The sequence below is a fragment of the Paraburkholderia sp. J10-1 genome, assembly GCF_905220165.1.
Lineage (GTDB): Bacteria > Pseudomonadota > Gammaproteobacteria > Burkholderiales > Burkholderiaceae > Paraburkholderia.
Window position 1 is genome coordinate 426,894 of record NZ_CAJMYW010000001.1, and the last position, 14,998, is coordinate 441,891.

Annotated in this window: 13 protein-coding genes; 8 read left to right on the top strand and 5 right to left on the bottom strand. The window is 61.2% G+C overall.

The genetic code is table 11. The features are described 5' to 3' along the window. Positions 1–47: 47 nt before the first annotated feature. Positions 48–956 carry a LysR family transcriptional regulator gene (locus U5A65_RS01925; protein ID WP_321945876.1) on the bottom strand — a complete coding sequence of 303 codons (909 nt, stop codon included), beginning with the start codon at positions 954–956 and terminating at the stop codon, positions 48–50. A gap of 176 nt (positions 957–1,132) precedes the next feature. Between U5A65_RS01925 and U5A65_RS01930 the strand changes: the two genes are divergently transcribed. From U5A65_RS01930 to U5A65_RS01955, 6 genes are all read left to right on the top strand, one after another. Further along, entirely contained in the window at positions 1,133–1,915 is a 783-nt protein-coding gene (locus U5A65_RS01930; RefSeq protein WP_321945291.1) for a 5-oxoprolinase subunit PxpA, read from the top strand. 22 nt (positions 1,916–1,937) lie between these two features. Then, the gene (locus U5A65_RS01935) at positions 1,938–2,180 is read left to right on the top strand and encodes an acetyl-CoA carboxylase (RefSeq protein WP_321945877.1); all 243 of its coding nucleotides are present in this window, start codon (positions 1,938–1,940) and stop codon (positions 2,178–2,180) included. A gap of 4 nt (positions 2,181–2,184) precedes the next feature. Further along, positions 2,185–3,651, top strand: coding sequence for an acetyl-CoA carboxylase biotin carboxylase subunit (locus tag U5A65_RS01940; protein ID WP_321945292.1), 1,467 nt, complete (start codon positions 2,185–2,187; stop codon positions 3,649–3,651). Continuing rightward, entirely contained in the window at positions 3,648–4,523 is an 876-nt protein-coding gene (locus U5A65_RS01945; protein ID WP_321945293.1) for an allophanate hydrolase subunit 1, read from the top strand. The genes U5A65_RS01940 and U5A65_RS01945 overlap by 4 nt, the downstream gene beginning before the upstream one ends. After that, positions 4,513–5,508 (top strand): biotin-dependent carboxyltransferase family protein, encoded by a 996-nt coding sequence (locus U5A65_RS01950; RefSeq protein WP_321945294.1) that lies wholly within the window; start codon positions 4,513–4,515, stop codon positions 5,506–5,508. Before U5A65_RS01945 ends, U5A65_RS01950 begins: the two co-directional genes overlap by 11 nt. A 204-nt stretch (positions 5,509–5,712) precedes the next feature. Continuing rightward, a complete protein-coding gene (locus U5A65_RS01955; RefSeq protein WP_321945295.1) occupies positions 5,713–7,086 on the top strand; it encodes an allantoin permease in 1,374 nt (457 codons plus the stop codon). 625 nt (positions 7,087–7,711) lie between these two features. Here the strand turns inward: U5A65_RS01955 and U5A65_RS01960 are convergent. The 3 genes from U5A65_RS01960 to U5A65_RS01970 are packed head-to-tail and all read right to left on the bottom strand — an operon-like array spanning position 7,712 to position 11,594. Then, positions 7,712–9,151 carry an aldehyde dehydrogenase family protein gene (locus U5A65_RS01960; protein ID WP_321945878.1) on the bottom strand — a complete coding sequence of 480 codons (1,440 nt, stop codon included), beginning with the start codon at positions 9,149–9,151 and terminating at the stop codon, positions 7,712–7,714. 8 nt (positions 9,152–9,159) lie between these two features. Then, positions 9,160–10,134 carry an NAD(P)-dependent oxidoreductase gene (locus U5A65_RS01965; protein WP_321945296.1) on the bottom strand — a complete coding sequence of 325 codons (975 nt, stop codon included), beginning with the start codon at positions 10,132–10,134 and terminating at the stop codon, positions 9,160–9,162. Positions 10,135–10,136: 2 nt separating this feature from the next. Next, positions 10,137–11,594, bottom strand: a complete 1,458-nt coding sequence (locus U5A65_RS01970; protein ID WP_321945297.1) for an FAD-binding oxidoreductase — start codon at positions 11,592–11,594, stop codon at positions 10,137–10,139. A gap of 382 nt (positions 11,595–11,976) precedes the next feature. Here U5A65_RS01970 and U5A65_RS01975 point away from each other — a divergent pair, with 382 nt between their 5' ends. Next, positions 11,977–12,276: a DUF1330 domain-containing protein gene (locus U5A65_RS01975; protein WP_321945298.1), complete on the top strand. Its 300-nt coding sequence runs from the start codon at positions 11,977–11,979 to the stop codon at positions 12,274–12,276. A 62-nt stretch (positions 12,277–12,338) separates the two neighbouring features. Continuing rightward, complete coding sequence (locus U5A65_RS01980; protein WP_321945299.1) at positions 12,339–13,271, top strand: ornithine cyclodeaminase family protein; 933 nt, start codon at positions 12,339–12,341, stop codon at positions 13,269–13,271. A gap of 166 nt (positions 13,272–13,437) precedes the next feature. Here the strand turns inward: U5A65_RS01980 and U5A65_RS01985 are convergent, their stop codons facing one another. Continuing rightward, entirely contained in the window at positions 13,438–14,940 is a 1,503-nt protein-coding gene (locus U5A65_RS01985) for an FAD-dependent oxidoreductase (RefSeq protein WP_321945300.1), read from the bottom strand. Between the last annotated feature and the right edge of the window lie 58 nt (positions 14,941–14,998).

Here is a 14,998-nt window from a genome sequence, read left to right on the forward strand (position 1 = left end):
GGCGTGCGCGCAAACGGAGCCCCGTGGACGACCGAAGTGCCCGCGCTTCACCCGCTGGCCCGCGGCTCCATGAACGTGTGCCGGAAATACTCCCGTACCGCGTGCATCGCCGGGGTAAGTTCCTTGTTCTTCCGCCATGCCAGGCCTACGCTCATCGCGGGGACGGGATCCAGCAACATGATCGTTTCGATGCGTCGGCCTTCGAGAGACCAAGGCCGGTAGACCATGTCGGACAGGATGGCCACGCCGGAGCCGTTCGCGACCATGCTGCGCACTGCTTCTACCGATGAAGTACGCAGGATCACGTTCGGTTGCCAAGGCGTCACGTTCCAGTAGCGCATCGCCGTTTGCGCAGCTTCGTCCACCGTCAACATGACGAAGGGCTCCTGCGCGACTTCGCCAAAGGTCACGCTCTCGCGTTTCAACAATGGGTGGTGCGCAGCGACCCAGAGCCGCCGCACGGAATGAATCACAGGCTCCAGCGCGATTTCGGGGTTCGAGACGTTCGAAGTGAGCAGGACGGCCATGTCGTACTGGCCGGTGATCAACCCCTCTTCGATCGCCTCGCGGTTCAACTCGTGGAGTTGTATGGTCAGGCTCGGATACAGCGCATTGAGTCGCTGGATGTGATGCGGCAGGAAATAGCCCAGTACGGTATAGCTCGCCGCAATGGCAAGCGTGCCCGTGAGCGTGCTTTCGAGGTTGGGAATCCGCATGGCCTCGTCCACCGAGGCGAGGATGGTATAGGCGTGATTGAGGAATCGCCGCCCGGTATCGGTCAGCGTGACGCCTGAAGCGTTACGGACAAAGAGTTGCGTGCCGAGGCTGTCCTCCAGTTCCTTGATCGCGCTCGTGACCGCCGACTGCGATATGGTCAGATGAATCGCGGCTTGCGAGAGTTGCCCGAGTTCGGCCGTCGCCACGAAGTATTTGAGCTGCCTGAGGGTAAGCGCCATCTTCGAGGAAATTGAGTACGTCAGCCGACAGCGTACCGGGCAATATCGAAAAAATCGATACCGAGGCATATAAAAATAAAACTTTTTTGTCCACCCCCCTCCGTATAACCTCCGTTTCAACACCGGCTTGCGTGTGTTTTCAGACATGCAACCGCGCGAACCAGGAGGGGAACCGTATGAAAAAGCAGTGCGTCGACCTGAACTCCGACATGGGGGAAGGCTTTGGCCCGTGGCGAATTGGCGATGGCGTCGACGAAGCCATCATGCCGCTCATCAGTTCGGCGAACATCGCCACCGGCTTTCATGCCGGCGATCCGAACATCATGGCGCGCACCGTTCAACTGGCGCGTGAGTCGGGCGTCGGGATCGGCGCGCATCCCGGTTTTCGCGATCTGGTCGGCTTCGGCCGCCGCAATATCGCTGAAACGCCCCAGGCGCTGGTCAACGACATCCTCTATCAAATCGGCGCGCTACGTGAGTTCGCGCGGCTGCACGGTCTCAGGCTCCAGCACGTGAAGCCGCATGGCGCGCTCTATATGCATGCCGCGCGCGACGAGGCATTCTCGCGTCTCCTCGTCGAAGCGCTGCAGCAGATCGACCCGAGTCTGCTGCTCTTTTGCATGGAGTCGTCGGTGACCTACCGCATTGCGCGCGAAATCGGACAGCCGGTCGTGCGCGAGTTCTACGCCGACCGCGACTACGACCGCAGCGGCTCAATCGTCTTCACGCGCCGCGTTGGCAGGTTCGATGCGGGCCAGGTTGCCGAGAAGGTCCTGCGTGCATGCATCGAAGGCAAGGTACGCACGGTCGATGGCGACGACATCGACATCGGCTTCGATTCCATCTGCATCCACAGCGACACACCCGGCGCGTTAGAACTCGTGCAACAGACTCGCGAGCACCTCGTTCGCGAAGGGATTCGAATCACCGGACCGCTCGCGTCGGCGCACAGGTTCTAAATCAATTCAAGGGAGAGACATGATGGCACTGCACGATATCGTCAGCCCGTTGCCGGGGACGTTCTACCGGCGTCCTTCGCCCGAGGCGGACTTCTACGTCGCCATCGGCTCTGCGGTCCAGACCGGGGCAATCATCGGCCTCGTCGAAGTGATGAAGCAGTTCACCGAAATCGAAGCCGAAGTGTCGGGCCGCGTGACCGAGCTGCTCGTCGAGGATGGCGAACCAGTGGACGCTGGGCAGGTGCTGATGCGCATTGAGGAGTGAAAACATGAACTTGGACAATTCGACGACGGCGCTCTATCGCCCCTCACGCATTCGCACCGTGCTGGTCGCGAATCGCGGCGAAATCGCCGTGCGCGTGATTCGCGCGGCGCAGGAGCTTGGCATGCGTGCCGCGGTCGTGGTGAGCGATGCGGACCGCGAGAGTCTCGCCGCCCGCATGGCCGACGAAGCCGTGCATATCGGTTCGTCGCATGCGGCGAAGAGCTATCTGAATCCGGCTGCGGTGCTCGCCGCTGCACAGCAATGCGGCGCGGACGCCATTCATCCGGGTTATGGTTTCCTGTCTGAGAACGCGGATTTCGCCGCACAGGTTGAGGCGGCTGGCTTGATTTTCGTCGGACCCACTTCGCAGGTCATCGCAACGATGGGTGACAAGGCCCGCGCCCGCGAGACCGCGCAGCGGGCCGACGTGCCCACGGTGCCGGGTAGCGCCGGGATCGTGAGTTCGCTCGAAGAAGCCCGGGAGGTAGCCTCGCGCATCGGCTACCCGATCATGATCAAGGCGGCGGCGGGCGGTGGCGGCCGCGGCATTCGCGTGGCGCACGACGCCGCTCAGCTCGACGCCGAACTACCACTTGCACAGCGCGAAGCCCAGGCCGCGTTCGGCGATGGCGGCGTCTATCTCGAGCGCTTTATTGCACGCGCCCGTCACATCGAAGTCCAGGTGCTCGGCGACGGCAATGACGTCATCCATCTGTTCGAGCGCGAGTGTTCCCTGCAACGGCGCCGCCAAAAGGTTCTAGAAGAAGCGCCCTCGCCTTCCCTCACGCCTGAACTGCGTGCGGAGCTTTGCGCGTCGGCAGCGCGCCTCGCCAAACAGGTGGGATATCGCAGCGCCGGTACGCTGGAGTATCTCTTCGACGAGACGCGCGGCGAGTTTTACTTCATCGAAATGAACACGCGCATCCAGGTCGAGCACCCGGTGACGGAGGCGATCACCGGCGTCGATCTCGTGCGCGAAATGCTGCGCATTGCCGATGGCGAGCCGTTGCGCCTACGCCAGAGCGACATCGTGCTGCGCGGCGCGGCCCTTGAATGCCGCATCAACGCGGAAGATCCGCTTCAGGATTTCCGCCCGAATCCGGGCCGCGTGGAAGAGCTTGTCTGGCCGACCGGGCCCGGGGTGCGCGTCGATTCGCTGCTCTATCCTGGCTATGTCGTGCCGCCGTTCTATGATTCGCTGCTGGCCAAGCTGATCGTGCACGACGAAAACCGCGCGGCGGCTATCGCACGCCTCGCGCGCGCGCTGCGCGAACTGCACATCGGTGGCCTGAAAACGACGGCGCCGCTGCACCGTGCGCTCGTTGCCGACGACGACGTACGCGCGGCCCGTTATCACACCAATTATCTCGAGACCTGGATGGTGGCGTGGCGCGAAACCAGCGAGGTCGCGTCGACCGCGGCGGGGGAGTACGCGGTCGCAGGTCTGACGGCCGCACGGGAGGCGTCATGACCATACGCTATACATTTGGCGGCGACGAGTTCGTATTCGCCGAGATCAGCGAGGAGATGTCGCTCGACGCGTTCTTCAAGGGCACGGCGATCACACGCGAACTCCAACGCCGTAACGTGGCCGGCGTGACCGAGATCTGCCCGGCGAACGCATCGTACCAGGTACGCTATGATCCGGACGTCATCGCCCCTGACGCGCTCGTCGCGCTGCTTCGGAGCATCGAGTCCGAAGTCGGCGAGGCCACGCTCGACATCGACACGCGCATTGTCGAAGTCCCGGTGCTCTACAACGATCCCTGGACGCACGAGACCCTCATGCGGTTTCGCGAGCGTCACCAGGACCCGTCTTCGACGGACCTCGAATACGCGGCGCGCAACAACGGCAAACGCGACGCCGACGAATTCATTACGGCTCATGCGGGCTCGCCGTGGTTCGTTTCGATGGTGGGTTTTGTCGCCGGGTTACCGTTCATGTACCAGATGGTCGAGCGCGAGCGCCAGCTTCAGGTGCCCAAATACCTGCGACCACGCACCGACACGCCGAAACTGACGGTTGGCCACGGCGGGTGCTTCGGCTGCATCTATTCCGTGCGCGGCGCGGGTGGATACCAGATGTTCGGCGTGACGCCTGCACCGATTTTCGACCCCGCGCAGCGGCTCGACTACCTGCGTGACTTCATGGTGTTTTTCCAGCCCGGCGACATCGTAAAGTTCAAGCCCATCGACCGTGCGGCCTACGACGAAGCCGTTGCCGCCGTCGAGGCAGGCACCTTCACACTGCGCGTGCGGCCCGTGAAATTCTCGCTCGCCGACTTTCTTCGCAATCCTGACGAATACAACCGTTCTCTCGTCGAGGTGCTGTATGCCAACTGATACGCTCAATGTGATCGAGGTCCTGAAGCCCGGACTAGCCACTTCGGTGCAGGACACAGGACGCCAGGGCTACTACCACGTTGGTATTCCGCCTTCCGGATCGCTCGACCAGTATTCGTCCCGTGCGGCGAACCTGCTCGTGGGCAACGCCGAAGACGCGGCCGTGCTCGAACTGACCCTGCTGGGGCCGGAACTCCTCTTCCACTCGGATGCGCTCGTTGCGCTTACGGGTGCGGAGATGACTCCGAAGATCGACGGCGTCGCCTACGCGAGCAATACGGCCTTGCGCATTCTGGCTGGGAGCAAGCTGACGTTCGACTATGTGAAACGTGGCGCACGCGCGTATCTGGCGGTCTCCGGCGGCATCGATGTGCCAGCCGTGCTGGGCAGCCGCTCGACCTACACGCTCGGCGCGATCGGCGGCCTGCAGGGCCGTCGTCTGCAAAAGGGCGACCGTCTCACGACGGGCGTGACAGATGCCAAGCCGGGTGAAGGGTTCGAACTGCCGGCCCCCTTGCGTGCGAAGCTCGACACGACAGTCGAATTGCGTGTGCTCACGGGGCTGTATCACTACCGCCTCACCAGCGAGTCGGCGCAAACGTTCTTCGAGGACGAATGGACAGTCGCGCCCGAAGCGGATCGCATTGGCTATCGCTACAAGAACGGGCGTCCGCTCCACTTCATGGATCGCGAGCAGCCCTTCGGCGCGGGGGCCGATCCGTCGAATATCGTCGATGCCTGTTATCCCATCGGCTCGATCCAGGTACCGGCCGGTCTGGAACCGATCATCCTGCATCGCGATGCGGTGTCGGGCGGCGGATACGCCACGATCGGTACGGTGATCAGCGCGGATATGGATCGGATCGGGCAAATGCAGCCCAACTACCGCGCACGCTTCGTGAGCGTCACCATGAACGAGGCGCTCGCGGCACGCCGCGAATATCAGCATCGCCTCGCCCTGTTACGTGAAGCGCTAGCGCGCTAGCCCCTTCACCGCCAGGGGCGTCCGCGCAGTTCCCCGGCTTTTCCTTTCGCAACTCGCGTTCCGTGTGGCCTGGCACCACACGGCGGGCGCGCACGTACCTGCTTTGCAGCATCGGCTGCCCGACCGGCGTCAAGGCAGCCCCGCGGCAATATCGCACTGCGGTTCAGACGCCGTTCGCAAATTCCAGACTCGAGGAGCACGTTCATGGCCAATCTGGCGCAGGAAAGCACGGAGGCAGACGTCGATCTTTCGACTGTCGCCATCCCCGACAGCGCGAGAATGCCCCCTTTCTCGCTGACAATGGCGTGGTGGGCGGTATGTAGCGCGGTGTTCTACATCGTGGTCGGCGCGACGCTTGCGCTGAATTACGGCGCACGCAACGCCTTGGTCGGCATGGCGCTATCGGTTGTCTCGTATGGCGCCGTCAACGCGATCATCAGCCGATACGCCATTCGCACGGGTTTATCGGTTGCGCTCTTCTCGCGTGTGCTGTTTGGCAGCGCGGGCGCCGCGCTCGCGACACTGATCTTCTTCGCGACAGCCATTTATTACGCAGTATTCGAGGGCTCGGTCATTGCAGTCGCGGCCAATCACCTGTTTCCCGCGCTCGCATACAAGTGGGCCGCGCTGATCGTAGTCTGCTACAGCGTGCCGCTCGTGTTCGGCGGCGTTCAGCACTGGCTGGACAGGTTCAACGGCGTCCTGCTGCCGTTTTACCTGTTCGGACTCCTCGCGGCCGTGGGACTCGCGACCTGGGAGTACGGCTACAACGCGTCCTGGCTGGATTTCGGCCCCAAGGGCGCGGTGCCGGCCGATGGCTGGTGGCACTGCTTCGTCTATTACATGGGCGTGTGGGTGCTCATGATGTTCACGTTCGACTACGCCCGCTTCGGGCGCAAGGAGGATGCGCAGTATCACGGTCGCTGGAATTTCGGCATGCCGTTCTATCTCGTCACCTTTCTCGTCAACGGCGCGGCCGGCATTTACCTCGTCAGCACCATTCCCGGTCTTGGTACGCTCTCCGAAGTGTCGGTCGTGCTGGCGTTGCTCAAGCTGATGGGTATCTGGGGACTACTGTTCGTGTGGGTCACGCAGTCTCGCATCAACACGGCGAACTACTATCTCGCGACCATCAACATGCAGGCGTTCTTTCAGAAAATCGCAGGCCTGCGGGCGCCAAAATTCGTGTGGGCACTGGTCGTCGGCGTTGTGGTCTATGTCCTGATGATGGCCGACATTTTCTCGAAGATCCTTCTGGCGCTTGCCTGGCAGGGTATTTTCGTCGTCGCGTGGGTGGGCGTTGCACTCGCCCATATCACCTCTGCACGCTACGTCCAGCTCATCGGCACCGACATCGAATGCCGCGATACCCACGTACCGCAGTTCAATCCCGGCGGCTTGATTGCCTGGTTCGCGGGTGCCTTTGTCGGCTTTGCGTTGAACAGCGGATCGGGTTTTGTCGCGTCGCTGTCCGCGCCCGCCACGTTCGTCATTTCGTGGATCGTGTACAGCGGTCTGCTGGCCACGGCGAAGCGGGCTTGGTACGTGCGGAACGATATAAGCGGATCGGTTGAATAGCCGAACGGCTCATGCCGAGGCCGCATGGAATCGAATTGGCGCGCTGCCTTCCACCGACACCGGACCACAGGCAGCGTCCTAGTCTTCACCTCCGTGACGCCCCTAAATCCACTTTTAGGCATTTGCGCCGTCGCGCACGTCAGCCCAGGTTCGAAAGTCACCTTGACTGTCGGCGACGATGAGACAAAGTAAATGTCCCCCAGACCATCCCTCTGTGCGTCATCTGTTGACTTCGCGGCGAGATAAGAGACTTTCCCGTCGGGCAGAGGGTCGCGACCGCGAAGCGTAATGATTGTGAACTCCGGGACAGTCGGGTGCCAATAGACGGTTGTCACGAAAAAGCCCGGCGTCCGCTCGTCACGCTCCTTGGGGAAAATGCGGTCATGCTTATGTTATAACTGACCTGCTCAATGTGACAATCCGCACAAAGCAGGGCCGTGATCGCCTATTTGGAGGTTCAACCATCACGAACCTCCTCCTTGAGTCTAGTTGTATTTGGCGAATCTCACCGATTGAAGGGAATCCACGTCGATCAACGGCAGGGTACGTTAGGTGAGAAGGCTCACCATCACCGCAATGCGTGGCTCTGCCTACACGTACCCCACCGATCGCCCCCTCTGTGCACTCAAGCGAGTTGATACGTTGTCTTCACTCGCGTAAAGAACTGCCGCGCATAGGTACCCTGCTCCCGCGGCCCGAGGCTCGATCCCCGGTTGCCGCCGAAGGGCACGTGATAGTCCACGCCCGCCGTCGGCAGGTTAACCATCACCATCCCGGCCGACGAGCGACGCTTGAAATCTTCCGCATACTTGAGCGACGTCGTCACGATGCCGGCCGACAGGCCGAACGGGGTATCCTCAGCCGCCGCCAGCGCCTCTTCGTAATCCGCCACCTTCAAGATAGCCAGCACCGGTCCGAAGATCTCCTCGCGGTAGATACGCATGTGCGACCGCACATTGGTAAACAGCGCCGGTGAGAAGTGGTAGGCACCCTTGTCGTTCTCCAGATGCTGACCGCCACATACAAGCGTCGCGCCTTCCTCCAAGCCCGCCTCGACATACGAGAGATTCTGCTTGAGCTGGCTCGGATCGACGACCGGCCCGATATCGGTGTCGCCGCTCAGCGCATCGCCTACGCGCAGTGCTTTGGTACGGGCAGCAAGCCGTTCGACGAACGCATCGTGGATGCCCGCGGTAACGATGACCCGCGAGCTCGCCGTGCATCGCTGGCCGGTCGAGTAGAACGAGCCGTTCAGCGCGACCTCGACCGCAACGTCAAGATCAGCGTCATCCAGTACCACCAGCGGATTCTTGCCGCCCATCTCCAACTGCACGCGAATCATGCGCTGCGCAGCAAGCTGAGCAATCTGGCGCCCGGTGGATTCGGAACCGGTGAAGGTAATGGCGTCTACCTGCGGCGAGCGCAGAATCGCGTCGCCTACCGTACGCCCCGGCCCGATCAGCATATTGAACACACCGGCCGGCAAGCCCGAGCGCGAAATGATCTCCGCCAGTGCCCACGCCGACGAAGGTACAAGTTCGGCGGGCTTAAATACGACCGTGTTGCCGAACGCCAGCGCCGGTGCGATCTTCCACGCTGGAATTGCGATCGGGAAGTTCCACGGACTGATAATGCCAATCACCCCGACCGGCTGCGTGAATACGTCCACGCCCACGCCCTCCCGCACTGAATCGAATTTCTCGCCGTTGGCGCGAAGCGCCTCCTGAGCATAGAACTTGAACGAGTGACCGGCGCGGTCCACTTCGCCCAGCGCCTCGCGCACAATCTTGCCTTCCTCGCGCGCCAGCACCTCCGCCAGCTCCTGACGACGGGCAAGAATCTCAGTGCCGATGCGATCGAGAATGGTCGCCCGTACTTGCGGGCTGCTCCGGCGCCACGTAAGACTCGCCTTCGCCGCCGCCTGAATCGCCTTCTCGGCAAGCGCGGCATCCGCACGCGCGAATCGGTCAACGATCTCCGTCGGCGCAGACGGGTTGCGATTGTCCAGGAGGTCGGCCTGGCTATCCGGCGCGACAAACGCGCCGTCAACGAAGCTGGTCTTGATGATGGAGGTCATGCGGTCACCTTTTGAATGGCAAATTGCGGCGTCTCGCCGTTCGCGAACTGAACGATGTTGTTGAGCGCCTTATCGATCAAGCCCTGCATCGCGTCTTCGCTGCTCCAGGCAACATGCGGATTCAGGATGAAGTTGTCCCGGTCGATCAGTTGAAAGATGGGGTCGTCGATATCGACCGGCTCGTTCACCAACACATCCAGTGCGGCGCCCCCGATCGTTTCGTTGAGCAACGCGTCGATCAGCGCCGCTTCGTTGACGATGCCGCCGCGCGCCGTATTGATCAGGATCGCATCGCGTTTCATCTGCGCCAGTTCCCGCGCACCGAGCATGTTCCGCGTCTCGTCCGTCAGCGGCACGTTGACGGACAACACGTCGCTGCATGTGAGCACTTGCTCAAGCGGAACGAAACCTGTACCGCTAAACTCGCCGCCCTTGTCGTAGAACAGGACCTTCATACCCAGGCCACGCGCGAGTTCAGCGAGGCGTCGCGCGATGACGCCATTGCCGATGATCCCGAGCGTCTTGCCCGCGACGTCACGAATGCGGAAATCGAAATAGATGTTCCTCGGCGACACCTCGCCGCGATGGATCTTCTGCATCAGCCGGTGATAGCTACTCGGCCGGCGAAGCAGTTCAAACATCATTGCGATCACATGCTCCGCCACCGTATTGGCGGCATACCCGGGCACGTTCGTCACCACGATACCGTGCTCGTGACAGTAGTCGAGATCGACGATATCCGTGCCGGTCAATGCCAGCGAAATCATCTTGAGCTTGGGCAACTGCTGCAGATGCTCGGTTCGAAGAGGCACACTGCAGGTCAGCGCAACGGTTGCATCCTGCAGCCGCCCGACCAGATCCTCGGGTGACGAATAGCTATAGCTGGTCCACGTATGCACAAACGGCAGTTGCGGCACCTTCACCGAAGGTCCGATACCTTCATGGTCGAGAAAAACAACGTGATGCGACATGATCATCCCTTGCTAACGACTTTCTTCGGCGCATAACCGGCGGGCGCCAGCGACGTGAGGAAGTTGGTCAACGCATTCGCGTCGCGATCCAGATCTTCCAGTGACTCCTTGCGCACCAGCGCATTGCGTACCAGCTGCGCACCGATGAAGCGGAACGGCTCCGGCGGCAACAGTTTCATCTTCTGATTGACGAGGCCGCAGTTGGCCCATTCGTCGTTGGCCTCCTCGACCAGCGACTTGATGATCCGGCTGGCAAACACCGTGGGGCCCACTCCGGCGCCAGAAAAGCCAATGCCGAAAACGATGTCGCGGTGACCACCCAGATAGCCGAAGTTAGGCAGTCCCTTCATCGCGCGGTCGAGCGGCCCAGTCCACGTACTGACAACGGGCACGTCCGCCAGCTGAGGATAGAACGAGCGCATTTCAGCAGTCACGCCATCGGCCGCAGGACAAGGCTTGTCGTACAGATTTCCGATCCGCGACGCGAATGCAAACTGTCCCAATGGCTTGCCGAACACGATGCGGCCATCCGGCGTGTTGCGCCAGTAGTTGAGCACCGTGCGCGAGTCGCTCACACAGACGCCCGTCTTGAAGCCTGTTGCATCGAGCCGCTCCTTCATCGGAGCGGTTGCGATCATGTCGCTGGACATGACCACGAACATCCGCTTGAGCTCAGGGAATTGCGCCCCCCACGCGTTCATCGCGATGACGACCTTCCTGGCCGTGATCTTGCCTCGTGGGGTATACACCACTGGCGGCTTGCTTCGCTCAAGGCGGGTCATCGGCGTCTTTTCATAGACGCGTACGCCCAGTTCGATCGCTACGCGGCGCAGGCCCCGCGCCAGCAACGCTGGTTGCACGGTCGCGGCATTAGGATCGAAAATGCCCGACAGGATCCGCGGAGAACCAGATTTGTACTTTGCCTCCGCGGGCGACAACGTCCGGAACGGGTTCACGTCGTACTTCGCCAGGCTCTCGGTCAGCACCAACCAGGAGTTGTGCTGGCGCTGATTGCTTGCCGTCCACAGCCAACCGTCCTTACGGAACTGTGCATCGACGTTGTGTTCGCGGCAGAACTCGCCGATTTCATCAATGGCCGACTCCGCAGCTTCGCAAATGCGCCGTGCTTCGGCTTCACCGCAAATACTCATCAGCGACAGGTATTTCGCCCACCAGTTATTGACGAAACCACCATTGCGCCCGCTGGCACCCGACCCACAGCGGTCCTTTTCGATCACCACGATATCCAGGCTCGGATTGGCCTTCTTCATCCGGATCGCAGACCACAGCGCAAGGTAACCGCCGCCTATGATGCACACGTCGGCCTGCGTCGCTTCTTCAAGCGCAGGCGCCAATGCACATTCGCGATCCAGCGCCTGCGCATACCAGAAACCTCTGTACATTGTTTTGCCCCGATAGAGATCAATACAGGAACGCATTTTCCAGTTGCCCGATCCCATGGGCTATCACCGGACGGACAATTCCTAGAATCCCGTGCATGACGCGCCCCAGGACTTTCCCTAGGCCTCTCCAGGAGGTTACCGCCCCGAACGCACTTAACGCCGGCATAGCGCCGCGCACGGCTTACGCTGTCTTGCTCGTTATGTTGCTCTGCTTTTTTTGCAACGCAAAAGACATCGGCGGCTCGTATTTTTTGGGGGTCGAAAGGCGCCGTCGAAGCAGAACAGATCTGCGGCGGCCAGAAGGCTGCCCATTTTTCGGGCATCGTCGATGGACACAAAATCCAAATAATTGTCCTTCTTCTTCTATGCGAGAGCGGCAATGAAATTCGATACTGCCTGCTCAAGTACTTGAATGGATCATGGAGCACGGGGTTAAATCATGCAGACCACCCGGAAAGGATATTGGATCATTCAATGCCAGGACATCACCGATCCGGTGGCCATGCAAAAGTATTCAGAAGCGTGGGCAGAAGTCGCTGATAAGTTCGGTGCCGTGCTCATCGCAGGCGGCCATCAAGTCATCACGACGGAAGGACCTAACATAACCCGTGCACTAGTCGTCGAATATTCGTCCTACGAGGCCGCGCTGTCGTGTTACCACAGCCCCGAATATGAAAACGCAAAGGCATTCGCTCTGCAGGCGATGGAGCGGACCTTCTCCATTGTCGAAGGCGCCTGACGCCGCACTACCATCACGATCCCGCCTGTCTGTTTTCGAACAAATCCCGGAAAACGCGTGCCATGCCGCCAAGTCTGATCAGTTACGAAGAAGCCAAGGACGTGCTGAGTTGGTCCGCAGCCGTCGATGCATTGCGCGACGGGCATCTGCGGCCCAAGGCAGAGATGCGCGACCTGCTTTTCGGCCCCCCGGACGGGATGATGCTGTCTCGCGCCGCGCGTATCGAGGGCATCGGTTACGGAGTGAAGGCAGAAGCTGTCTTCAATGGGAATGCGGCCAGAAGACTACCGAATACCCACGGCGCCGTCCTTCTTTACGCGCCGGACACGGGCGTGCTGCGCGCAGTCATAGAAGCGCGCGTCATCACTGACATCAAAACCGCCGCCGACTCGGTGCTTGGCGCGATGTTGCTGGCCAGGCCCGACAGCCGCCATTTGGTCATCGTCGGTGCCGGTGTCGTTGCTTGCAACCTCGCCCGCGCCTACAGCGCGTTGTTCCCCGAGCTGCGGAGCATCTCGATCTGGGCGCGCCGCACAGAGCAGGCCCAGGCACTGAGCGCCCAGTTGAGCGCGCTGCCGGTCGCAGTCGCTGCGATTACCGACCTGCGTTCGGCGGTTGCCACCGCAGACATCGTTTCGACCGCAACCCCCGCCCAGCAGCCGATTCTTCAGGGCGCGTGGATTCGACCTGGCACGCATGTGGACCTGATCGGCGCCTTCACGGCCGAGATGCGCGAGGCCGACGACGCATTGATCGCTTCGGCGAAGCTGTATGTCGACAGCCATGAGACCACCCGCCATATCGGCGAGATTGCAGCACCAATCGCTTCGGGCGCAGTACCGGCTGACCTTGTTCTTGGCGATCTCTATGATCTCGTGAACGGGCGCGTGCCGGTATCGCGCACGCCGTCCACCATCACAGCTTTCAAGAATGGGGGCGGGGCCCATTTTGATTTGATGATCGCAGACCGTTTGCTGAAGAAACTCGGACTGTAATTCGTGGCACCGCGCGATGCCTCCTGGGCACCGCGGCAGATCGTGCGACTGCGAGCCCGCCTGTCGGTGGTTGTTCGACGCAGGTTCACCGACTTGTACGTCCGAATCGAGCAACAACCTGAGCCATGAGAAACCCTTCTATTTCAATCGGAAAACTATTGCGTATTTAAAGTTCCATGTTCTGGTAAACCATCGAAGTATCCGATTCGAAATGCCGCAACTCTTCCTGTCGTCGTGATTCGGACCACCCCAATATCGTCGCTGCAACGCTCGACAACTCTTCGGCCCGGTCACGACCCAAGGATGGGTTCAGACCGTCCGGCAAACGACGCCGGATTAGATCGACAAGACGAACGACATGCTCCTGCTTCAGGATTTGCACGACATTTTCCGCGCTCGTCGGTCGCCCCGGACTGACAAGCATGCCCTTCGGGGGCGCGTGGCGCTTACCGAGATGTCGCTCGACCGACTTCGCGGCCAGACGGCCGGCGTGACGGTGCATCATGATGTACGACCCTGTCATGGTCACAAATCCAGGCATGCTCGGGTCCTCGATCGCCCGCACAGGTAAACTGACCGTCTCGCCGTCCGTTGTCGACATGGGACGCACACCGCACCAGCAATGCCGCACGTGCGCGCGCGTCAATCCCAGCTTCGGGAACAGAAGGTTTGCCTCGCGCAGGATGTAGTCGATCTCGCTATCCAATACGTGTACATCGTCCGGGTCCTCGTCGACGACCGCTTCGGTCGGCCCGATGAAATGATCGTCGCCCCAAGGGAAAATGTAGAAGGTCTCGCCCTTGCTGGAAAATGCTTCCAGCCCCTGGCCACGCCAAGCATCGGGCAAGCGCACCATTACATTGACGCCCTTGCGCCCGATTACCCGTTTCAGATCGGGGTGACCGCCGCCGGGCAACCGGTCCGCCCAGGGGCCGGTAGCATTCACGACCGTGCGTGTCCTGACGCGGACCTGCTCTGCCGCTTCCGGCGCTTGATCGTCAAGCGTGATGTCCCACATGCCCTCACATCGCTCGATCGCGGTCACTTTCGCATAAGTACGGATGGTCGCACCGCGCTGCTCGGCATCCAGCGCTGTATCGACACAAATACGCTCGGGCCATGCGTACATATATTCTTCGAAAACCCCCACGCTAGACAGCAACCCGCCCAGCCCCGCGACTAGCCCGCTCTCGCGAGCGGCATGTTCCGGCGAGAGCCGGCGGAACGCCAACGGCACGTTGCGGCTCGCCACGGCTTCCATCAAGCGAAAGCCGAAGCAGACCAGCCAGTGCGGATACCTGTCTCCTTTGCGGAACGGATAATGGAAGCGGTGTTTGGTCAGACGATGCGGCATGTCCGCGACCAGTTCGGCCCGACAGTGCATGATGTTCCGTGCATACAGAAAGCGCTTTATCACCGCTGCCGGCCGAAGCGGTATCTGCCACAGCGGGAACTGCGGGGCCAGATAGCCGACTCCGGAATACAGCATTCGGCTCGACCGCGACGACGTGCCGGTGGCGATATCGCCCCGATCAACTAGCAGGGTTCTGAAGCCCCGCCCCGCCAGTTCGCGCGCGCTGGCACAGCCCACAGCGCCGGCGCCGATCACCACCACGTCCCAAGTGTCTGCCGCAAGCACGCTCAATCGCGGACGCATAGTCGATTCCATTTGCAATCCTACGTTTTAAACTTGAAGCGCATGACACGTGTTGATTGATCCGACGGCC